At 58.1% G+C, this 21,329-nt stretch carries 15 protein-coding genes, 4 tRNA genes and 2 pseudogenes; 15 read left to right on the top strand and 6 right to left on the bottom strand.

Features of this window, described 5'->3' with window-relative positions; all coding sequences use genetic code 11:
* Positions 1-2 precede the first annotated feature (2 nt).
* Both QFX16_RS20885 and QFX16_RS20880 read left to right on the top strand, forming a co-directional pair.
* The gene (locus tag QFX16_RS20885) at positions 3-641 is read left to right on the top strand and encodes a DsbA family protein (protein WP_283181166.1); all 639 of its coding nucleotides are present in this window, start codon (positions 3-5) and stop codon (positions 639-641) included.
* Positions 634-2,451, top strand: coding sequence for an ABC transporter ATP-binding protein (locus tag QFX16_RS20880; protein WP_283181165.1), 1,818 nt, complete (start codon positions 634-636; stop codon positions 2,449-2,451). Before QFX16_RS20885 ends, QFX16_RS20880 begins: the two co-directional genes overlap by 8 nt.
* A gap of 1 nt (position 2,452) precedes the next feature.
* On the opposite strand, the pseudogene QFX16_RS20875 reads toward QFX16_RS20880, so the two are convergent.
* Positions 2,453-2,701, bottom strand: a pseudogene (locus QFX16_RS20875) (hypothetical protein); the annotation flags it as partial.
* Between the two features lie 830 nt (positions 2,702-3,531).
* Between QFX16_RS20875 and QFX16_RS20870 the strand changes: the two are divergent.
* Positions 3,532-5,991: an EAL domain-containing protein gene (locus QFX16_RS20870; protein ID WP_283181164.1), complete on the top strand. Its 2,460-nt coding sequence runs from the start codon at positions 3,532-3,534 to the stop codon at positions 5,989-5,991.
* 78 nt (positions 5,992-6,069) lie between these two features.
* Entirely contained in the window at positions 6,070-6,831 is a 762-nt protein-coding gene (locus tag QFX16_RS20865) for an iron-containing redox enzyme family protein (RefSeq protein ID WP_439900094.1), read from the top strand.
* 85 nt (positions 6,832-6,916) lie between these two features.
* Here the strand turns inward: QFX16_RS20865 and sugE are convergent, their stop codons facing one another.
* From sugE to rdgC, 3 genes and pseudogenes are all read right to left on the bottom strand, one after another.
* Positions 6,917-7,231: a quaternary ammonium compound efflux SMR transporter SugE gene (sugE, locus tag QFX16_RS20860; protein WP_074878870.1), complete on the bottom strand. Its 315-nt coding sequence runs from the start codon at positions 7,229-7,231 to the stop codon at positions 6,917-6,919.
* 119 nt (positions 7,232-7,350) lie between these two features.
* A pseudogene (locus tag QFX16_RS20855) lies at positions 7,351-8,038 on the bottom strand (bile acid:sodium symporter family protein).
* Between the two features lie 146 nt (positions 8,039-8,184).
* Positions 8,185-9,105 (bottom strand): recombination-associated protein RdgC, encoded by a 921-nt coding sequence (rdgC, locus tag QFX16_RS20850; RefSeq protein WP_283181162.1) that lies wholly within the window; start codon positions 9,103-9,105, stop codon positions 8,185-8,187.
* Positions 9,106-9,265: 160 nt separating this feature from the next.
* Here rdgC and QFX16_RS20845 point away from each other — a divergent pair.
* The 4 genes from QFX16_RS20845 (at position 9,266) to QFX16_RS20830 (ending at position 9,808) form a co-directional block, all read left to right on the top strand.
* Positions 9,266-9,341: transfer RNA gene (locus tag QFX16_RS20845), tRNA-Val, on the top strand.
* A 19-nt stretch (positions 9,342-9,360) separates the two neighbouring features.
* Positions 9,361-9,437 (top strand) — tRNA-Asp (locus QFX16_RS20840).
* A gap of 199 nt (positions 9,438-9,636) precedes the next feature.
* Positions 9,637-9,712: transfer RNA gene (locus QFX16_RS20835), tRNA-Val, on the top strand.
* A gap of 19 nt (positions 9,713-9,731) precedes the next feature.
* Positions 9,732-9,808 (top strand) — tRNA-Asp (locus tag QFX16_RS20830).
* Positions 9,809-9,948: 140 nt separating this feature from the next.
* On the opposite strand, the gene QFX16_RS20825 is transcribed toward QFX16_RS20830, so the two are convergent.
* Positions 9,949-11,082 carry a catalase family protein gene (locus QFX16_RS20825; protein ID WP_283181161.1) on the bottom strand — a complete coding sequence of 378 codons (1,134 nt, stop codon included), beginning with the start codon at positions 11,080-11,082 and terminating at the stop codon, positions 9,949-9,951.
* The gene (locus tag QFX16_RS20820; protein WP_283181160.1) at positions 11,079-12,887 is read right to left on the bottom strand and encodes a di-heme-cytochrome C peroxidase; all 1,809 of its coding nucleotides are present in this window, start codon (positions 12,885-12,887) and stop codon (positions 11,079-11,081) included. The genes QFX16_RS20825 and QFX16_RS20820 overlap by 4 nt, the downstream gene beginning before the upstream one ends.
* Before the next feature lie 268 nt (positions 12,888-13,155).
* Between QFX16_RS20820 and bamJ the strand changes: the two genes are divergently transcribed.
* From bamJ to QFX16_RS20770, 7 genes are all read left to right on the top strand, one after another.
* Complete coding sequence (gene bamJ, locus QFX16_RS20815) at positions 13,156-13,872, top strand: BamJ family beta-barrel-assembly machinery protein (protein ID WP_283181159.1); 717 nt, start codon at positions 13,156-13,158, stop codon at positions 13,870-13,872.
* Positions 13,873-14,166: 294 nt separating this feature from the next.
* Complete coding sequence (locus QFX16_RS20810) at positions 14,167-14,622, top strand: YkvA family protein (protein WP_283181158.1); 456 nt, start codon at positions 14,167-14,169, stop codon at positions 14,620-14,622.
* 113 nt (positions 14,623-14,735) lie between these two features.
* Entirely contained in the window at positions 14,736-15,077 is a 342-nt protein-coding gene (locus tag QFX16_RS20805) for a helix-turn-helix domain-containing protein (RefSeq protein ID WP_123369006.1), read from the top strand.
* Positions 15,074-15,445: a hypothetical protein gene (locus QFX16_RS20800; RefSeq protein ID WP_003223109.1), complete on the top strand. Its 372-nt coding sequence runs from the start codon at positions 15,074-15,076 to the stop codon at positions 15,443-15,445. Before QFX16_RS20805 ends, QFX16_RS20800 begins: the two co-directional genes overlap by 4 nt.
* Positions 15,446-15,853: an SEL1-like repeat protein gene (locus QFX16_RS20795; RefSeq protein WP_283181157.1), complete on the top strand. Its 408-nt coding sequence runs from the start codon at positions 15,446-15,448 to the stop codon at positions 15,851-15,853. It abuts the gene before it with no gap.
* A gap of 237 nt (positions 15,854-16,090) precedes the next feature.
* Positions 16,091-20,749: an RHS repeat-associated core domain-containing protein gene (locus tag QFX16_RS29575; RefSeq protein ID WP_349294207.1), complete on the top strand. Its 4,659-nt coding sequence runs from the start codon at positions 16,091-16,093 to the stop codon at positions 20,747-20,749.
* On the top strand, positions 20,746-21,063 hold the full coding sequence (locus tag QFX16_RS20770; protein WP_283181156.1) for a hypothetical protein: 318 nt from the start codon (positions 20,746-20,748) through the stop codon (positions 21,061-21,063). The genes QFX16_RS29575 and QFX16_RS20770 overlap by 4 nt, the downstream gene beginning before the upstream one ends.
* Positions 21,064-21,329: the final 266 nt, after the last annotated feature.

Here is a 21,329-nt window from a genome sequence, read left to right as displayed (position 1 = left end):
CCATGTCTGCGCAACGCCTGCTCTATGTGATGGACCCGATGTGTTCCTGGTGCTGGGGCTTTGCGCCAATCGCCAACGCGCTGGTCGAGCAGGCGCAAGCAGCGGGTGTGGACGTGCACCTGGTGGTGGGCGGTTTGCGTACCGGCAGCGGCTCCGCGCTGGAGCCGACCACCCGGCGCTACATCCTTGAGCATTGGCAGGCGGTCAACGAGGCGACTGGCCAACCGTTCAAGCTGGAAGGCGCGTTGCCCGACGGGTTTGTCTACGACACCGAACCTGCCTGTCGGGCGCTGGTGACCGCGCGCAGCCTGGCGCCGGATTGCGCGTGGAAACTGCTCGGGCTGATTCAGCATGCGTTTTACGCCGAAGGGCGCGACGTCACTCATGCCAGCGTTCTGGTGGAGTTGGCGGAACAGGCCGGTCTGCCGCGCATCGAGTTCGCCGCTGCGTTCGACCGTGCCGATATGCACGCCGCGACGGCTGCCGATTTCACCTGGGTCCAGGACCTGGGCATTGCCGGTTTCCCTACCTTACTGGCTGAGCGTGATGGTCAATTGGCGCTGTTGACCAATGGCTATCAGCCTCTCAGCGTATTGTCTCCGTTGCTCGGCCGCTGGCTGGAGCGCGCTGCCTGTGCATGATCTGCCCGACGACGCCCCAACCGCTACACGTGTCGACCGTCTGAGCTGGGCGGAAATCCGCCGCCTGGCCCTGCATCACAAGAAATCCCTGTGGATTGCCAACGGCGTGGCGGTGCTGGCAACCCTGTGCAGCGTGCCAATCCCCTTGCTCTTGCCGTTACTGGTCGACGAAGTGTTGCTGGGCCACGGTGACGCCGCGCTGAAGATCATGAACCACGCGTTGCCCGAAAACTGGCAGAAAGCCGCGGGTTACATCGGCCTTATGCTGCTGGTGACGCTGGGACTGCGTTGCGCTGCATTGCTGTTCAACGTGGTGCAGGCGCGGCTGTTCGCCGCGCTGGCCAAGGACATCGTCTACCGCATTCGCGTGCGGCTGATCGAACGGCTCAAGCGCATTTCGCTGGGTGAATACGAAAGCCTGGGCAGCGGCACGGTCACCACCCACCTGGTGACCGACCTGGACACGCTGGACAAATTCGTTGGCGAAACCCTCTGTCGTTTCCTTGTGGCCATGCTGACCCTGGTCGGCACCGCCTCCATCCTGATGTGGATGCACTGGAAGCTGGCGTTGCTGATCCTGCTGTTCAACCCGTTGGTGATCTATGCCACGGTGCAGTTGGGCAAGCGGGTCAAGCACCTGAAGAAACTCGAGAACGACAGCACCTCGCGCTTTACCCAGGCGCTGACCGAAACCCTCGATTCCATTCAGGAAGTGCGTGCCGGCAACCGTCAGGGCTTTTTCCTTGGGCGCCTGGGTCATCGCGCCCGGGAAGTGCGCGATTACGCGGTGAACTCGCAGTGGAAAACCGATGCCTCGAACCGTGCCAGCGGCTTGCTGTTCCAGTTCGGCATCGATATTTTCCGTGCGGCAGCGATGCTCACTGTGCTGTTTTCCGACCTGTCCATCGGCCAGATGCTCGCGGTGTTCAGCTACCTGTGGTTCATGATCGGTCCGGTGGAACAGCTGCTGAATCTGCAGTACGCCTATTACGCGGCCGGCGGCGCGCTGTCGCGGATCAACGAGTTGCTGGCCCGGGCCGATGAGCCTGAGTACCCGGGCGGTGTCGACCCGTTCAACGGTCGCGAAACCGTGGGCATCGAAGTCCAGGGATTGAGTTTCGGTTACGGCGACGAGCTGGTGTTGAACCAGATGAACCTGTCGATCGCCCCCGGCGAAAAAGTCGCGATTGTCGGCGCCAGCGGTGGCGGCAAAAGTACCTTGGTGCAGTTGCTGCTGGGCCTGTACACGCCGCTCGCCGGGACGATCCGCTTCGGCGGCTCGACCCAGCAAGAGATCGGCCTGGAAACCGTGCGGGAAAATGTCGCCGTGGTCCTGCAACATCCGGCGCTGTTCAACGACACCGTCCGCGCCAACCTGACGATGGGTCGTGAACGCAGTGACGAAGCCTGCTGGCAAGCGCTGGAAATCGCGCAATTGCACCAGACCGTTCGAGAGCTGCCCAACGGCCTGGACAGCATCGTCGGACGTTCCGGGGTGCGCTTGTCCGGCGGCCAGCGTCAACGCCTGGCGATTGCGCGGATGGTGTTGGCCGAGCCCAAGGTGGTGATCCTCGACGAAGCCACCTCAGCGCTGGATGCCGCCACCGAATACAACCTGCACCAGGCACTGGCGCGGTTCTTGAGCAACCGCACCACGCTGATCATTGCGCACCGGTTGTCCGCGGTGAAGCAGGCTGATCGGGTGCTGGTGTTTGATGGCGGGCAAATCGCCGAGGATGGCGACCACCAGCAGCTGATTGCCGAGGGTGGTTTGTACGCCAAGCTTTATGGGCATTTGCAGCAACATTAGATCAGTGCCACAGGACGTTCAGCGCATTTTCACTACCGTCGAAACCGAATTCCTTGATAGCAACCTAACAGGATTCGCAGGGTGGCATGGTGGTGGCGACGTTAACCGTTTCGATCGATCTGGGATCGGGGTATTTTTCGCGAATCACGCTGATCAACTTGCTTTCGCTGTCCAGTGACGTGGGCTTGAGAGTCAGTGCCGGGCGATAGCTTTCAATATCTTTTATTGTCGCTGGCACAGCGAGTAATTTGCAGCGGTTGCAATCGATCAAGGCCGAGAGTTCATCTCTGAAAAGGTTTCGTTCTACAGGTGACCCACAATCATGAAATCACCTATTACGAACTGATCCCGAGTGCTGGCGTCATTCGTTGCCGACCCCACTTGAGGTTTTCAACAGTCAACGGGGTTCGCACCACGTTTCCCTTGCACGCTTCAATTCCCGGACAAACATATACTGCTGAAATCGGCACTTCTCTGCTTCTCGATTGGTCAGCGCACTTAGAGGGCAAGCGGCCTGCTGACACGTACTGCATAGCGATCCTCGGCGTGGTAGGTGACGTGCCCGCAGCTGTATCGCCAAGCGCAGCCGTTAGCCATAGCGAAGGAACGGCGCGGGTATCCCCCCGTTTGAATGCAGTCGCCCACTGCTCTTTTGCTTTGTCCGTGTTCAGCATTCGCTGGAGGAATACAGAGGGCGTCGCGCGCAGCTGAACCATGGATGCGGAAGCCAGTACAGAGGCGCCGAGATGACCGATTAACGAACGCTTGCCGTTCAGGAAAGCCTCCACGATGTCGGTGATTTGAACATTGATGCGTTTTGACTTGTAACTGTCATGGTCATGTGTCGCGCGAGGTCGGTGGCCGCGCCTCCTTTGAAAGGGTTCCCGCAACGGATAGGGGGAGCCCGAAGTGCCCAGTAAACAGATCTCCAAACCGGCTTTGGCGGTATATATCTATATGGGGGGCACGTGTATGGCATTGAGCCCGATCCTCCGCTTGCCGGAACCGGGAACGCACCCTAGTCTAGCTGTAGCGATCACGTCGGGATGCTGATCTGGCAGTGCTAAAACAAGGGACCTCATGAATCAAGCGCGGACTCTCGGAACGCCACGGTTGTTGGGCATCGTCTGGCCATTTATTGCCGTCGTGTTATTTCAAGCCTTGCTGGGCGGTGTCAGCCTGTATGTTCTGTCGGCGGTTCGCGGCTACGTTGCCGGTGAAAGCCTGTGGTCCAAAGGCCAAAAAGACGCCATCTATTACCTCAATCTCTACGCCGACAGCCGCGACGAGACAATTTTCCTCAAATACCAGAACGCCACTGCCGTACCTCAGGGTGGCCACGAGTTGCGTGTGGCGCTGGATCATCGGCCACCTAATATCGAAGCGGCACGGGTGGCGATCCTCAAGGGGGGTAACCACCCGGATGACGTCTCCAGTGTGATCTGGCTTTACCTCAATTTCCGGCACTTCAGTTATCTCGAAAAAGCTATCGACCTTTGGACGGTGGGCGACGCGTACCTGGTGCAACTCGATGACGTTGCGAAGGAAATGCATCAGCTCATTCCTGTCAATCAGGCCGCCCAGGCTGACATCAAGCGCTGGAAAGACCAGATATTCACCATCAATGAGGGTGTGACACCGGCGGCGAAAGCGTTCAGCGATGCCTTGGGCGAAGGTTCACGGGTGATCCTGCGGCTGCTGCTGGTGACCAACCTCGCCACCGCCCTGGGCTTGATTGCGCTGGCCTTGATGCGCACCCACAAACTGCTCAAGCACCGCAATGCGTTCGCCGAGGCGCTGCAGTTGGAGAAGGACCGAGCGCAGATCACCCTGCAATCGATTGGCGATGGCGTGATCACCACGAATGTCGAAGGCGCAATCGCCTACATGAACCCGGCCGCCGAGGCGTTGACTCACTGGAAGGCCGAGCAGGCGACGGGTTTGCCGCTGGCGGCGCTGTTCAATCTGCTGGACGAGAACGCTCAGGCCGATGGCTTCACGTTGATCGAGCACATTTTGAGCGGACAGCTGAGCGGTGGCAGCGAACACTCAAAATTGATCCAGCGCCTGGATGGCAGCACGGTTTCGGTCACCTTGGTCGGTGCGCCGATCCGCAACGCCGGGAAGGTCAGCGGTACCGTGCTGGTATTGCACGACATGACCCAGGAGCGACAGTACATTGCCAATCTGTCCTGGCAGGCGACCCATGACGCCTTGACCGGGCTCGCCAACCGCCGCGAATTCGAATATCGCCTGGAACAGGCGCTGCACAACCTGACACGGCAGTCGGGGCGCCATGTCTTGATGTTCCTCGATCTGGATCAGTTCAAACTGGTCAACGATACCTGCGGCCATGCGGCGGGTGACGAGTTGCTGCGGCATATCTGCGCTCTGTTGCAATCCGGTTTGCGCGAAGGCGATACCCTGGCCCGCCTGGGTGGTGACGAGTTTGGCATCCTGCTGGAGAACTGCGCCCCGGAAGCCGCCGAAAAAATCGCCGAGGGCCTGCGTCAGACCGTGCAGAACCTGCACTTCGTCTGGAAAGGTCGACCATTCGTGACCACTGTGAGCATCGGACTGGTTCACGTCGCTCAGAATCCGACCACTCTTGAAGCTTCGCTGCGCGCTGCCGACATGGCCTGCTACATGGCCAAGGAAAAGGGCCGCAATCGGGTTCAGGTCTATCACGCGGACGATTCGGAACTGTCACTGCGCTTCGGTGAAATGGCTTGGGTGCAACGCTTGCACATGGCGCTGGAAGAAGACCGCTTCTGTCTATATGCACAGGAAATCGTCCCCCTTGGTCATGTCGAGAAGGGCGGTGGACATATCGAAATTCTGTTGCGCCTGCACGATGAAGCCGGACGCATGATTTTGCCCGACAGTTTTATTCCGGCTGCTGAACGGTATGGTCTGATGACGTCCCTAGACCGCTGGGTAGTGCAGAACGTTTTCAAGATCATTGCCCAATGCATAGCCGAACAGCACAAAGGACCATTGGCCATGTGTGCGATTAATCTGTCAGGCACAACTATCGGAGATGAGGCGTTTCTGCACTTCCTGCGTGAACAGTTTGTTACTTACTCCATACCGCCTGAAATGATTTGTTTTGAAATCACTGAAACCAGTGCTATTTCCAATCTCGGAAGTGCAATCAGATTTATTAATGAACTCAAAGGTTTAGGTTGCCACTTTTCACTGGATGACTTTTGTGCCGGAATGTCCTCATTCGCATACTTGAAACATTTACCTGTAGACTTCTTGAAGATCGACGGGAGTTTCGTAAAGGATATGCTGGACGACCCGATTAACCGCGCCATGGTCGAAGTGATCAATCACATCGGTCATGTTATGGGTAAACGTACGATTGCCGAGTTTGTTGAAACACCCCAGATCGAGCAGGCATTGCTGGAGATCGGGGTGGATTACGCTCAAGGGTATGTTATTGAACGCCCGCATTTGTTTACCTGCGACAGTTTACAAAGTCGTCCAGCCAGGCCTCAGCCTTTGTTGTTCAAGGCGCCTGGCACGTTCCGTTGAAATCTCTTGCTGATCCTTATAATCACAATCAAAAGGAGTTCGACAGTGATCGACACATTCAACCGAACCGGACCACTCATGGACGCTGCAAGTTATCCCGCCTGGGCTCAACGCCTGATCCAGGATTGCAGCGAGAGCAAACATCGGGTTGTCGAACACGAACTGTATAAGCGTCTGCGTGATAACAAACTCAGTGCAAAGACCATGCGTCAGTACCTGATTGGTGGCTGGCCGGTAGTCGAACAGTTCGCGTTATATATGGCACAGAACCTGACCAAGACTCGCTTTGCCCGCCATCCAGGTGAAGACATGGCGCGTCGCTGGCTAATGCGTAACATACGCGTCGAATTGAACCATGCCGATTACTGGGTGCACTGGAGCCGTGCTCACGGTGTCAGCCTGGAAGATCTGCAAGCGCAACAAGTTGCTCCCGAACTTCACGCCTTGAGCCACTGGTGCTGGCACACCAGTTCGTCGGATTCGCTGATCGTTGCCATTGCCGCCACCAACTACGCCATTGAAGGTGCGACCGGGGAGTGGTCGGCGCTGGTCTGTTCCAGTGGCGTCTACGCGGCATCATTCCCCGAGGAAGATCGCAAGCGGGCCATGAAGTGGTTAAAAATGCATGCCCAGTACGACGATGCCCATCCGTGGGAAGCCCTGGAAATCATCTGCACGCTGGCGGGAATGAACCCAAGCAAATCCCTGCAAGTGGAATTGCGTCAGGCGGTCTGCAAGAGCTACGACTACATGTTCCTGTTCCTGGAGCGCTGCATGCAACTTGAGCATGCGGGAAAGGCTTCTGTCGCGCGTGGACGCATGGAGCTGGCCGAGAGCTGATCGTTTAATACACGGCATTGAAAAAGCCCGCTCCCCCTGTCTGTATCGAAAGGGGGGCGGGCTTTTTTGTAATGGCAGCAAACAGTCAGGCGCTGATCTTAAGCCCAATCAGCCCGGAAATGATCAGCGCCACACTGGCGAGCCTGAACAACGCCATGGATTCACCGAACAGAATGATCCCGGCGATTACCGTCCCGACCGCACCGACACCCGTCCAGATCGCATAGGCCGTGCCCAGCGGCAATTCCTTCATGGCAAGGCCCAGCAAACCAAGGCTGATGGCCATGGCGGCAACGGTCAATGCGGTGGGGAGAGGGCGGCTGAAGCCATCGGTATATTTCAGGCCGACGGCCCAGCCAACTTCGAACAGGCCGGCGAAAAACAGAATGATCCAGGACATGAGAGACCTCCATCGATTGACGGGGTCGTCCCCAGATTAATGACTCGATCGAGCCGCGAGGTCGTCCTCGCGTTGTGCAATAGAGTGCCCATCATTAACCCGGGGATCAAGTTTGCGGATCAGTCGGTGGCTGGTTGAGCCGCCACCTCCCGATCTTCTTTCTCGCTCATCCGGCGGAAATACGTCGAGAGCAGCGCCCCGGAGATGTTGTGCCAGACGCTGAACAACGCACTCGGCACCGCCGCCAGCGGTGAGAAGTGCGCACTGGCCAGGGCCGCACCCAGCCCGGAGTTCTGCATGCCGACTTCCAGCGCCAGGGATTTACGCTGGGCCAGTGGCAACTTGAACAGCCTCCCGGTGAAGTAACCCAGTAGATAGCCGAAGCTGTTGTGCAGCATCACTACGGCCATGATCAGCAGGCCGGATTCGGCAATCTTCGCCTGGCTGGCGGCCACTACCGCTGTGACGATAATGACGATGCTCACCACCGAGATCAGCGGCAGAACCTCCACCGCGTGGCGAACCCGATCACCCAGCAGGCGCTGGGCAACCACGCCACACCGGGCATGATCACGAAATGCGCAACCACGCCCAGGGCCACGCGCCATGGATGGCGAGCGACTTCGGCGAAGTCTTCGAGTTTGAGGGTCAGGCCCATGCCGAACATCACCAGGCCCAACAGCGGCACGATCGCGCCTTTCAGGCCGATGAACCAGGTCGGCTGCAGGAACGCCACGACGGCGAAATCAGTACCCAGTAAGCGAAGGTGTTGCCGATAAAACGACTCAATTCAGCCAGTGCACGCATGGCCTGATCCTTGTTATCAAGTAACGCCATAAAACCAATGTGGGAGCGAGCCTGCTCGCGAAAGCGGTCTGTCATTCAACAATGATGCTGACTGATATGACGCCTTCGCGAGCAGGCTCGCTCCCACAGTGGGATATCACAAGCCTTTAGATCCCCTGCGGAGTCTCTTCGCCGCCCAACGCTTCAACCAGCGCCGGCAGGAAGTCGCCGAAGGTCAGCATCATCAGGGTGAAGCTGGCGTCCAGTTGGCCGAGGGCTTCTTCGCCACCGTCCTGTTCCGCCTGGTCTTGCAGCAGGTCTTCGAACTTCAGGCGCTTGACCACCATCTTGTCGTCAAGCACGAAAGACAGCTTGTCTTGCCAGGCCAGCGACAGCTGAGTGACCACTTTGCCGGTGCTCAGGTGCAGCTGGATTTCTTCGCTGGTCAGGTCCTGGCGCTTGCAACGCACGATGCCACCGTCTTCGTGGGTATCACGCAGCTCGCACTCGTCCAGCACGAAGAAATCGTCCGCGGCTTTCTGGGTGCTGACCCATTCAGTCATGGTCGCGGTCGGCGACATTTTCACGGTCAGCGGACGTACCGGCAGCGTGCCGATGACTTCACGCAGGGTGGACAACAGGTCTTCGGCACGTTTCGGGCTGGCCGAGTTGACCAGGATCAAGCCCTGTTTCGGCGCGATGGCAGCGAAAGTCGACGAACGACGAATAAAGGCGCGCGGCAGGAAGGCCTGGATGATTTCATCCTTGATCTGATCGCGTTCCTTTTTGTAGACCTTGCGCATTTGTTCGGCTTCGATCTCTTCGACCTTTTCCTTCACCGCGTCACGCACGACGCTGCCCGGCAGAATGCGTTCTTCTTTACGGGCGGCGATCAGCAGGAAGTCGCCACTGATGTGCGCCAGCGGAGCATCTTCGCCCTTTCCGAATGGCGCGACGAAACCGTAGGTGGTCAACTCCTGGCTTGCACATGGACGCGCCAGTTTGGTGGCCAGTGCAGTTTCCAACGCCTCGGCATCAAAAGGCAGATCTTGGGTCAGGCGATAGATAAGCAGGTTTTTGAACCACATGGGGCGAGTCTCTCCTTTATACAAAGGGGGGCATTATTCTCTTCGCAGCGCCATAGGCCAACCCTTCTCTAAGCCTTTGGAAGGCCTGAAAAAATTAATTAAAAAAGTGCTTGCCAGAGATGTGGTCGCTCCGTAGAATGCGCGCCACACCGAAAGTGAAGGGTGATTAGCTCAGCTGGGAGAGCGTCTGCCTTACAAGCAGAATGTCGGCGGTTCGATCCCGTCATCACCCACCATTCGCTTCCAGTGTTACGCGCAGCGGTAGTTCAGTCGGTTAGAATACCGGCCTGTCACGCCGGGGGTCGCGGGTTCGAGTCCCGTCCGCTGCGCCATATTCGGTTATCTGGTACGCTGAACGCCAGGTCACCACGGAAAAACCCGCTTAACGCGGGTTTTTTTCTGTCCAAAGTTTGTAAGTTGTTCCTGCAGGTCGCGTCGTTTATGGGTTTTCAGATTTTTTTGAAAATTTATTCAATTAAATCAACACTTTATGAAAATCTGTGGCACAATGCGCCCCGCAACGAAGGTAAAGGGTGATTAGCTCAGCTGGGAGAGCGTCTGCCTTACAAGCAGAATGTCGGCGGTTCGATCCCGTCATCACCCACCACTTACTTTCAACGCTACGCGCAGCGGTAGTTCAGTCGGTTAGAATACCGGCCTGTCACGCCGGGGGTCGCGGGTTCGAGTCCCGTCCGCTGCGCCATATTCGGTCACCTGGAACGCTGAACGCCAGGTCACCACAGAAAGCCCGCTTAATGCGGGCTTTCTGCTGTCTGGGGTTTGGCTTCTGCCGAGGCTCCACCGAGAAAGCGACCTTCGGGTCGCTTTCTCGGTGGAGCCTTCTTATTGTTCGGCGTTGCGGCTGTGTCGGTAGTCGCTCACGGCTTCATACACGGCTTTGCGCAACCGGTTGATGCCGCCAATGGGGCGGTGAGCCTCAAGGCCAAACCACGGGTTGAACGACTGGTTATCGCATTGCACGTTCAGCGCAGGCGTATCGAAGTCTTGGGCGGGTACGTTGATCCTCGCCACGGTCTCGAACAGGGCATCGCTTTGCTGCCACTCAATGCTCGTGTCTTCGATCGGCATGTACTTGGTCGGGTCCTGGCGCTGTATCTGCAGGACGAAGCAGGCCGGCATCCGGTCGGTTGACAGTTGCTGGTTCAGCGCATTGCGCAGGAAGTTCGGCAACTTCTGGTTTTGCGCTGGCAAGATATAGGTCGGGCAGCTTGTCGGATCGGGCATGACACGGAACTTGGCATTGGCTTCGCCGAATTTGTAGGGCGAAACCGAAAAGTAAGTCGTCTGGGTCGGGCTTTCCGGGGCGGGTGAAAGTGTCGACAGCGCGATAAACAGATGGCGAACCTGCCAGGTCCGTGGGTCCCAACCTGGAAAGAACGCCATCAGCTTCTTGCCGTCAGCCTGTGCAGCTACATTCTGACGGTACTCGGCGACATCGCTGACGAAGAAATTCGGATGGCTGAACATCACGAAGTCCTGTTCACCACGACTCTGTTGATCATGCAGCAGTTGTTTACCGGGCACATCGAGCAACTTGATTGCCATGCCTCGTGCATCGCGGATGCTGTCGAACTGCGGGTAGGCATTGCCGTTGGACAGCCGCATCGTCGCTTGCCAGGTTTTGCCGGGCTCGCTGAACACACCCTGACGCAGTTCACTCGTCAGATCCGGCAGCACCTGAATCTCGGCTTTCACACAGCCATGGGCCTTGGCATGGGCGTCGCGCAGGTAGCGGGTGCTTTCACGGTGCTGATCGACGATACGCACGGCCGTCTGGATGATGTCTTGGGTCATCGCTGATTCGCCATCCGGAATCAGTTCTTCTGCCGAAACCGGGACGCTGTGCTGCCAGGCAAACCAAGCAGTGGCCAGCGCCCAGCCGAGCAATCCAAGACCCAACGACCACAACAGGGTTTTGCCGAGAAAGGCGCCAAAGCGCATCCAGAGTCTACTCATGGCAATTGTGTCTCTAGCGGGCCGCCCAACACTTTCAGATACTCCAGCAGCGCCCAGCGCTCTTCTGGTTGCAGCAGGCGACCGATGACGCCGTTGCCGCGCTTGCCTGCCCGGAATTCGTGGCCGCTGTTGTGATTGCCGGTTATGCGTGTGTCGAACATAAAGCCATTGGTGAAGGCCTCGGTGCGATAACCCAGGTGCCTGGGGTCGTACTCGAAAGTGCCTTTGTAGAAGGTGCTTGCGCGTTCATCCTGGGGTGAGAGCAACTGATAAATGCTCGGCACAGAACCGTTATGCAGAAATGGTCCGGTGGCCCAGACTCCCGCCAATGGTCGCGCCTTGTAGGCGCGCAATTCGCGCACGCCAATCGGCAGGCCGAAGCCATCCATGTCCGGTCGTTCGGCCGTAGGAATGTTTGCTTCACGGAAGGCCCGGTTTCCGACGAAAGCGGTGACGTAGGCCAACCCTTTAGCCGATGAGAGCTTGCTCAAATCCAGCGATTCAGTGGGCGTCGGCTGCAATTGCACATCCAGTTGCGTCAGCTCTGCCGGGTCCCATTGCAAGGCTGTGAGGTCGAAGCGATGGTCGGCGATGTTATTGGCCGCGCCCGGGTCTGTGCCGATGAACTCCACGGGCAGCATTTTCAAATGTTGCACCCAGCGCCCGTCGCTCTGCACCGATCGAGGTACATGGCAGCCGGCGCAGTTCTCGGTGAATAATTCGCGACCTTTCGCTGCCTGGGTTTTGTCGATGGCGCCCAGCAGTTCCTCCGGCCAGGCTGGCGGTTTGAGCCGTTGCAGGGTTTGTTCGATCAGGTGCAGATCGCGCAAGCGGACACTGGACGGATAACGGGCCTCTCCTTTAAGCGGTTGGCCGTTAGCGTCGAAGAAATTCAGCGTCGCACCCACACCCAAGGCCTCACCGATGTTGCGGGCCATCGGTTGCTGCGCCGAACCGTTCCACTGCACCCAGTCGAAGGTCCACATGTCCCACAGTTGCGGATAGTCGACCGGGGCGTTGGCCACGCGGTAGTTGGCGGGGGAAATCGCATCGCCGAAACTGGCGTTGGCAATGCGCCCGAAAGCGTCGGTGCGGCCGGGGCCTTCTTCGGTGGGGTAGAGCCCGCGATGGGTGTCGTTCCAGGCCACCTTCAAGAAGATATCGAGAGAGACTTTGACGTCTTTGCGCAGTTGTTGATGCCGGGCATCGTAGTCCTGGCCCAATACGTTGCGTGCGAAACGTTCGAATTTCCACGGGTTGTAGTAAGTCGACGTCAGACTCGCTACCAGCGCTTGCCCGAAACTGCCGCCGCGCAACGTAGGAACGCTGGATGGCAGAACGTGCTGCGCCGAACCGCCATCGATGCGCACGGCCTGGCCGTTAAAACGCAGTTCGCCGGTGTGGCAGGCGGCGCAGGTGATGTCGAGGAACTCGTCCTGGCTTCCAGGGTTTTGATGACGGGCAAAACCCACGGGCAGATTGCCGGGGTTGTTCGGCGTGGGTTTCTGGCTGGGGTCGATCAGAAAACCGAAGCGGGCGAGGTATTCGGGAGCGGCGAATCGCTGTTGCGAGAGCGGTAATTCGAGGGCCTTGAACCAGTCATAGCGCAAGCCTTTGACCTGGGTACCCTGGGGTGTGAAGTAGTAAGTCTCGCGGTCGGCGACGCTCCATTGCTCCAGGTAATGCACCTGCTGCACGGGTGACCAGGCCGGTAGTTTCGGGTTGGCGACGTAGTACAGAACCACGGCGAGGCCCAGCCCCAGCAGGACTGCGAACAGAACCAGCAAGCGAAAGAGGAGGCGCAAGATAAACATCCTTGTCGATTTGAAGCTCCCTTATGCCTCAACACCTGAGGTGCGGCAAGTGGCCATTACGCCAGATGCTGGGGTTCTGCTATCAGTCTCTGTGAGCACAAGATGACAGAAGCTTCATCAGCCCATTCCCGAAATGCGTTAAAACACCTGAACTTATCAGAAGTTTCCTGCTCTCATGCCGGTAGCCATTGGTCGTGGCCGCCTGATAAGCTCGCGGCTTTATTCGATTGCCCTTTAGGCGCATGAACAAGGAAATAGCATGAAACAGCATCGGTTGGCGGCGGCGGTGGCCCTGGTTAGCCTGGTACTTGCGGGTTGTGATTCGCAGACCAGCGTAGAGCTGAAAACCCCGGCGCAAAAAGCTTCCTACGGGATTGGCCTGAACATGGGCAAGAGCCTGGCTCAGGAAGGCATGGATGATCTGGACTCCAAAGCCGTAGCCCAAGGCATCGAAGATGCCGTCGGCAAGAAAGAACAGAAGCTGAAGGATGACGAACTGGTCGAAGCCTTCGCAGCACTGCAAAAGCGTGCTGAAGAGCGTATGGCCAAAATGAGCGAAGAGTCGGCAGCTGCTGGCAAAAAATTCCTCGAAGACAACGCCAAGAAAGCCGGTGTAACCACCACCGCTTCGGGCCTGCAGTATGAAGTGGTCAAGAAAGCCGATGGCGCACAGCCTAAGCCGACCGACGTAGTGACCGTTCACTACACCGGCACCCTGACCAACGGCACCGTTTTCGACAGTTCCGTCGAGCGTGGCAGCCCGATCGATCTGCCGGTCAGCGGTGTGATTCCGGGTTGGGTCGAAGGCCTGCAACTGATGCACATTGGCGAGAAGTACAAACTGTACATCCCTAGCGAACTGGCTTACGGCGCCCAAAGCCCAAGCCCGGCGATTCCAGCCAACTCGGTGCTGGTATTCGACCTGGAACTGCTCGCAATCAAAGATCCAGCAAAACAAGACGCCGTTACCAAGTAATCAGCGTCTGCTCTAAAAACAACGCCTCGCTTATGCGGGGCGTTGTTGCATCTGGCGTTCAGCAAAGGTAAACAAAGCGAACGGATGCTGTAGGCTGGAGTCATAGCCATTGAGGACGCCCGTGCTAGCCGCGCCAGAGCGCCAAGTCAATGAAATCTTGGGTTTTTTTATGTGAGTAAAAAACGCCCGATCTGAGTGAGGCCCTTATGAAACGGGGCTTTCAGCCGTGAAAAGCAGCTCTGTTCACAAGGTTATCCACAATTTGTGTGGATAACATTTCAGTGGGAGGAAATGATGAAAACACCCTGGAATTTCGCACGTTTCCTGCCTCTGGCCGGACGCCTGCTCGCGCGTGGACGTTTGCCGACCTTGATCTTCGCGGTGGCCAGCAAAGGTGCCAGTCAGGGTAACCGGCTGGGCAAGCTCAAGGATGATCTACGCCTGTTGCAGGCACTCTGCCTGGCTTACTGGCGCGGTGAGTACCGGGCCATCAGCCCCAAAGCGTTGATATCGGTGGTGGCAGGCCTGATGTACTTCCTCAGTCCGCTGGATGCCATTCCGGACTTCATTCCAGTGTTCGGCATGCTCGATGACATCGCGGTGCTGGCTTGGCTGATGAAAGTTCTCGACGATGAGCTCAACGCCTTCCGCGCCTGGCGCAAGCGTCAGTTGCCGGAAAAGCTTGCGGTGGTCGAACGCCTGCCCGATACCCCGGAACAACTTCAACTTCAGGGACCAAAAAAAAACTGAACTAATTCAATCTCATCCACAGATTGATACCCCCGCGACCTTGGCCGCTGTTAGGATTACACTTCTAGGGAAAAGTGCCGACTCGCTAAGTGTTGTTGTCCTACGGGGTAGTCATGGATATTCAGATAATTACACGCGAAGGAGAGCCCGAGTATGCGGTTCTGCCATGGGCTCAGTATCAGGCTCTACTAAAAGCAGCAGGCATCAATGAACAACCGCCGCGTGTCGCCCCAGAGCGTCACGCGGCAACACCAGACCAGATTCTTCCGGGGCTGGATCAACTACGCAGTTTGCGCGAAGGGAAGGGCATCGCCATCGAGGCGCTGGCCCGCACGGTAGGCATCAGCCCGTCTTATCTGGCCTTGATCGAAAGTGGCGAGCGTCTACCCGACGCTGCGATTCGCCGCAGCCTGGCCTGGGAATTGACGGTGCCAGGGTGGAGGGATGAATCGTGAGCGTACGCATCAGTCGTCAACATTGGGACGGGTTGCTGGGCGAACTGGATCAGGCGCGCCGCCAGCGTCATCTTCTGACATACCGGGCGTTGCTTGAACGTTTGCAACTGCCCACACCGGCCATGCAAACCTTGACCGCCGCCCTTGAACATCTGGCCGCGCTGGACGCCAAGGCCGAGCAGCCACTGCGCAGTTCGCTGGTGATCAGCCAGGGCGCCAGTCGCCTGCCGCGTACCGGGTTCTTTGAGTGTGTCGAGCGTCTGGGGCGTTTCTCCGGGCCGTCCGATGGGGTGGCCGCAGCGTCCTGGCATGCCTCGGAAGTGGTGCGGGTGTTCGAATACGAGTACCCGGAATCGGCGGAGGCCTGAGTGTTTCTACGACTCAAGGCGAAGGCCAGTTACTGGCTGGCGCGTAGGCTGTTTCACTGGTCGTGGTTTGTGCGTCAGCCCCGTGGCTGGAGCTGGCTCGAAGGCCAGTTCGCACGCATGGCGAACCTGGGTGATGTTGGCGCCCAGAGCTTCTATGGCCACATCCTGACCTTTCGCGGCGTCGGCCTTGGCGCTCGCGAAGAGGGAGTGCGATTGTTGCGCCTGGCGGCGTTGGCAGGGGATGGCAAAGCGGCGTATCAGGTGGGCGTGATTAGTCTGGCGGGGACGCCGAGCAAGGCGCCGGATCCGAACGAAGCAGCTCGCTGGTGGGGTATGGCCGCGAAGGCCGGGCATCCACTGGCTGAGCTCAAATTGAAAGAGTTGGCGACCGGTCGCTCTTCGCAGTAATCCAATGATTGTCAGATAAACAAACGTGGCGTGAGGGAAACCTCCCGCCACGTTTGCGTTTCTGCCTGCTTGTCATTCGGTGATCGTTAATTAGGGATTAGTCCTACATCCATATCCTACTTCCCTGACTTCTTTCTTGATTGATCCCCCGCACAGTCTCGCGCGCCCATTTCTGCGCGAGGGATTGCTCATGTTTGACCCGATTTTTCACTCTACTTCATGCCGAATGGTGCGTTGATGGCGCACATCGCCAGCATCGAGCAGGAGCTCGACAGTTTTAAAGACACCCTGAGTGTGTATCGCCAACAACTCGGCGGCTTCCTGAGCAGGAATGCGGACAAGGTCAGCCGAGCTACGGACATGCCATCGCTGATGGGCATGGAGCGGCGGATCACACTGGGCAATACCAGCACGGCGGTGAGCAGTCGTGATGAGGACTTTTTCTCCAGTGTTGCGCAGTGTCCGAAGAGCGGGATTCTGGAGATCGAGAGCAAGTTCGAGTCGGTCTATGACATTCCGTTGGGGAATATTCAGGTCGATGTGATTGCTAAAGATGGTGGTGAAAAGACGTCGGTCACGCTCGATGAACATGGCAAAGGAAAGTTTAAGGGCATTCCCGGCAAGTTCTACCGCGTTCATGTCCAGAATGAAGTCACCCCGAAACAAATCGATGATCTTTTCTCCTCTTACGACGGCCTGACCAAAGAGTTGGAAGGCTGGCTGCGCAGTGAGTGGGAAGGATTCAAACCGCAGTGGTCGCAGCAGTCGGCATCCGCTTCGTTGGCGGCGGTGGGCAATGGCATGCTCGCGGGAAGTTGGGCGGCGGTCGAGGCTGTTTGGGATGGCATCGGTGAACTCGCCGACATCCTGAAGAACCCCAAGGCCTTTGCCGAGAAGCTGGGTGAAAGTGCCGGGCAGCTTGCCGAACTGGCGGTTTCCGCCCCCGACCTGATGGAAAAAGCCATGTTGCTGGCCAGCGACGAGGCAGCGCTGTGTTTGCTAATGCGCACCGCAGTGCTATGGCTGGATGCATTGCCACCTTCGCAGCTGGCCGGGTCCTCGGCTGAAGCCATTTCCAAAGTCGTGGTTGGTCTGGTTATCGATTTGTTGATTGGCCTGGTGCTGAGCGTGGTCGGGGTCGGAATTGCCTGGCTCACGGTGCGCTTGATGAAGTACAGCGCACAGATTTATGAGGCCGCGATGGGCTTCGTGAAGTCGATGGTCACGATCATCAACAACTTCATGACCTACGTCGATCGCTACAAAACAGTCGCTGCGCGCGGCGTCGCAGCCGGTCTGAAACAGGGTCGGATGCAGTTGCGCTGGAATGGCCGCAAGAACACCACGCTGAAAAAAGACGAACACCACGACGACGTCCCGGATCAAGCGAAAAACCCCAACGGCGACAGCGCCGACTCCGTCGATAAAACCGCCACCAACAAATGCCCGGTGTCGATGGTCACCGGCGAAGAACTGCTGACCCTCACCGACGGTTCGCTGGACGGCATCCTGCCGTTCGACTTCACCCGTCTCTATCGCACCAGCGCCGCCGAAATCGACGGCGGCCTTGGTTTCGGCTGGAGTCACAGCCTCGCCCATCGGCTGGAAATCGACGGCGACCACGTCATCTGGATCGACCACGAAAACCGTCGCACCACTTTCCCGCTACCCAACCGAGAACGCCCGGCGATCCACAACAGCCTGTCGCGTGCGGCGATTTATCTCGGCGATCAACCCGAAGAACTGATCCTCGCCCAGGCGGGTGACGACACGCGGTTCTATCACTTTCACAACGGTCGACTGACAACCATCAGCGACGCTTACGACAACCGCCTGCGCATCACCCGCGACCGCCTGGACCGGATCAAACGCCTCGACAACGGTGCCGGTCGCGCCTTGCTGTTGCGCTATGACCGCAGCCATTTGATCGCCGTCGACTACCAGCATTTTGTCCCGGCCCAGACCCTCGACGAGGCCTGGCAGACCGAGCAAACACTGGTCAGTTATTGCTACGACGAACGCGATCAACTGATCGAAGCCACCAACGCCGCGAACGAAAGCGAGCGCTACGACTACGACGATCAGCACGTCATCCAGCAGCGACAACTGGCCGGTGGAGCCAGTTTTTTCTGGGCGTGGGAAAGGTCCGGCAAGGCGGCCCGATGCATCCGCCACTGGGCGTCGTTTTCGCAGATGGACGCGCGGTATGTCTGGGATGAGCAGGGCAGTGTCACCGTTCAGAACATCGACGGCAGCGAAGAAGTTTACGTCCATGACGACCGCGCGCGGCTGGTGCGCAAGGTCGAACTGGATGGTGGCGAACACCTCAAGGCCTACGACGATAAAGGTCGGTTGATTGCCGAGCAGGATCCGCTCGGCGCCGTCACCGAATACCGTTACGACGAAGTCGGACGGCTTATTGCGCTGATTCCGCCGGAAGACGAACCGACGGCCTACGAGTACCGCAACGGTTTCCTGCACGCGCGGTACCGCGGTAAAGCGGTCTGGACTTCTCAGCGCAATGCTCAGGGCGCTATCACCGAAGCGACCGATCCCGACGGCCATGTCAGCCACTACCACTACGACAAAAAAGGCCAGCTGCTGTCGATCCGTTACCCGGACAACAGCCGGCATCTGTTCGTCTGGAGCGCCTTAGGCCAATTGCTCGAAGAGACCTTGCCGGACGGTGGCCAGCGGCGGTTTTCCCACGATGCGATGGGTCGGCAGATTACCCGTCAGGACGAACACGGCGCCGTCACCCAGTACCAATGGGATGCCGTTGGCCGACTGATTCAGACGACGCTTCCTACCGGTGCCAGCCGCGCGTTCAGCTACAACGCCTACGGCAAGATCACCGCCGAACGCGACGAACTGGGCCGCGTCACCCGTTACGAATACGTCGACGATCTGCACCTGGTCAGCCGCAGGATCAATCCCGACGGCACCCAGCTGAAGTATCGCTACGACAACGCGCAGCTGTTGCTCACCGAAATTGAAAACCAATCCGGCGAAAAATATCAGCTGGACTACACGGCCAACGGCCTGATCCGACAAGAAACAGGGTTCGACGGCCAGCGCACGGCGTACACCTACGACCTCAACGGCCAGTTGCTGGAGAAAACCGAGTTCGGCGAGGACGACTCGCAGCTGGTGACGGCTTATCAGCGGGACGCGGCAGGGCGGTTGCTGGTCAAAACCCTGCCCGACGGCATCAAGGTTCAATACCGCTACGACAGCCTCGGTCGCCTGATCAGCGTCGATGACGGCCACGACCATCCGCTGGAGTTCGAGTACGACCAGCAGGACCGCCTGATCACCGAACATCAAGGCTGGGGCACCTTGCGCTATGGCTACGACGCCTGCGGCCAGCTCAATCGCCTGCGCCTGCCGGACGGCAGCAAACTCGATTACCACCACGCCAAGGGCGGTGCGCTGACCGCCATCGACCTCAACGGTGCGCGACTCACCAGCCACCAATTCGCCTTCGGCCGCGAACAGCAACGCCAGCAAGGCCTGTTGCTCAGCGAATATGCCTACGACGATCAGGGACGCCTGAAGGCTCACGCCGTCAGCCAACAGCAACAAGCGCAGTACCGCCGCGACTATGCCTACAGCTCCAACGGCAACCTCGACAGCATCGCCGACACCCGCCACGGCCAGCGCTGCTATCAGTACGACCCACTCAATCGCCTGACCCGCGTCCGCCACACCCGCGACGATCCAGCGGAAACCTTCGCCCACGACCCGGCGGGCAACCTGCTGATGCAGGACCGCCCCGGCGCCGCGACCGTCAAAGGCAATCGCCTGCTCATGCAAGGCGATCGCCACTACGACTACGACGCCTTCGGCAACCTGATCCGCGAACGCCGCGGCACCGCGCAAAAACTCGTCACCGAGTACCGCTACGACTGCCAACACCGCTTGGTCGGCGTCACCACCCCGGACGGTCGTTGCTCAAGCTACCGCTACGACGCCTTCGGCCGCCGCATCGCCAAAACTGTCGACGGCCACACCACCGAGTTCTTCTGGCAGGGCGACAACCTCGTCGCCGAAAGCAGCCGCGAACATTACCGCAGCTACGTCTACGAACCGGGCAGCTTCCGCCCACTGGCCATGCTCGACGGCAAAGGCCCGCGCCAGGCATGCCCGTTTTACTACCAGCTCGATCACCTGGGTACGCCGCAGGAACTGACCGATTTTGGCGGCGAGATTGTTTGGTCGGCGAAGTACAGCGCCTATGGAAAAGTCACTCGCCTGGCGTTTGGCGGGGGAGAGCAGCTCGAGCAACCGTTGCGGTTTCAGGGGCAGTACTTCGACGCCGAGAGCTGCCTGCACTACAACCGGCATCGGTACTATGATCCTGAGGTGGGACGGTACCTGACGCCGGATCCGATCAAGTTGGCGGGGGGGCTGAACCAGTACCAGTACACCCCGAATCCGACGGGGTGGGTTGATCCGTTGGGGTTGAGCGGTAATTGCCCGCCGCCGAATAAGCCTGGGTGTAAGGCGCCGGATGATACGACTGGCGCTAAGGTTGATGAGGGTGAGCCGGCGCTACCAAACGCTTACACTCACTTTCCAAAGGATCCAAATGAGCTTACGAAGGCGCTAGGTGTAGAGCCAAAAATTTCGCAGACAAAACATGGAAGCCAAAGAATGGAGTGGCGACCTAATGCCGATACAAGCATCAGATTTGAAAGTCATCCTGGCGATGCGGGCCCCTTTAATGCGAGGCATCACGGTGAGCACTATCACCTTGAGCTTAAACCTAGTCACTTAAGTTGGAGTCAGGCGGATAAGAAAAAGGCTGTAGTAAAGGTCAAGCCTGACGGCTATCAGCTTGGTCACGGAACCGGCTTCACTGCCGGTGAAAAACATCCAGGTCCTTCAAAATGACAAAATTTCCGGTTTCAGACGGCACCATTGAAAAAATAACGTGCGAGCGCGAAAGCCTGTGCATAGAGTTCCTGGATTGGCAGGAGGAACTTTGGATTATTACTTTTGAAAACGTTTTAGGGTTCAAATCTGTTGGAGCGGTAGGTACGGAGCTGTCAGAGATGTTTGTGGAGAGTGCCACGTCTCTGTCACAGGAATTGGTCTTAATCAATGCCTCGGAAGTCGGGATTAATTATTGCTTCGCTTCTGCTCGCGACAATAGTGTTGTTTTGACGATAGTGGCTAGTGGTTATGTGGCTGAAAAAATTACCTGAGTATATGGACCGGATTGACGTGGCCTTCTGATGAGGTGCGAAATTTCCGGGCAAGGTCGTCGGAAGTTTCCTTCAAGTTGTAGTGGTTTCCATGAACTAGCGCGGTATGCGTTCAATCGATAGCCTTTGCTGGTCATTGAAATTCAGTGATGGGGTGTAGGAACCCGGTATTAGCATCGGTAACGCATTAGCGTTCGAAACCTGATTTGCGGCCGTCAATGTGCGTCCGTAAGATCTGTTGCGGCGGCTGTGCGCGGGCACGCTTC

The organism is Pseudomonas svalbardensis, assembly GCF_030053115.1.
Classification (GTDB): domain Bacteria; phylum Pseudomonadota; class Gammaproteobacteria; order Pseudomonadales; family Pseudomonadaceae; genus Aquipseudomonas; species Aquipseudomonas svalbardensis.
The sequence above is the reverse complement of the archived record's forward strand: the minus strand, read 5'-3'. Positions and strand labels throughout refer to the sequence as shown.

Excerpts from the sequence above, each read along its gene's own strand:
- QFX16_RS20885 (WP_283181166.1), top strand. The coding sequence starts at position 3 with ATGTCTGCGCAACGCCTGCTCTATGTGATGGACCCGATGTGTTCCTGG.
- QFX16_RS20870 (WP_283181164.1), top strand. The coding sequence starts at position 3,532 with ATGAATCAAGCGCGGACTCTCGGAACGCCACGGTTGTTGGGCATCGTC.
- QFX16_RS20865 (WP_439900094.1), top strand. The coding sequence starts at position 6,070 with ATGGACGCTGCAAGTTATCCCGCCTGGGCTCAACGCCTGATCCAGGAT.
- sugE (WP_074878870.1), bottom strand. The coding sequence starts at position 7,231 with ATGTCCTGGATCATTCTGTTTTTCGCCGGCCTGTTCGAAGTTGGCTGG.
- rdgC (WP_283181162.1), bottom strand. The coding sequence starts at position 9,105 with ATGTGGTTCAAAAACCTGCTTATCTATCGCCTGACCCAAGATCTGCCT.
- QFX16_RS20825 (WP_283181161.1), bottom strand. The coding sequence starts at position 11,082 with ATGAGTAGACTCTGGATGCGCTTTGGCGCCTTTCTCGGCAAAACCCTG.
- bamJ (WP_283181159.1), top strand. The coding sequence starts at position 13,156 with ATGAAACAGCATCGGTTGGCGGCGGCGGTGGCCCTGGTTAGCCTGGTA.
- QFX16_RS20810 (WP_283181158.1), top strand. The coding sequence starts at position 14,167 with ATGAAAACACCCTGGAATTTCGCACGTTTCCTGCCTCTGGCCGGACGC.
- QFX16_RS20805 (WP_123369006.1), top strand. The coding sequence starts at position 14,736 with ATGGATATTCAGATAATTACACGCGAAGGAGAGCCCGAGTATGCGGTT.
- QFX16_RS29575 (WP_349294207.1), top strand. The coding sequence starts at position 16,091 with ATGGCGCACATCGCCAGCATCGAGCAGGAGCTCGACAGTTTTAAAGAC.
- QFX16_RS20770 (WP_283181156.1), top strand. The coding sequence starts at position 20,746 with ATGACAAAATTTCCGGTTTCAGACGGCACCATTGAAAAAATAACGTGC.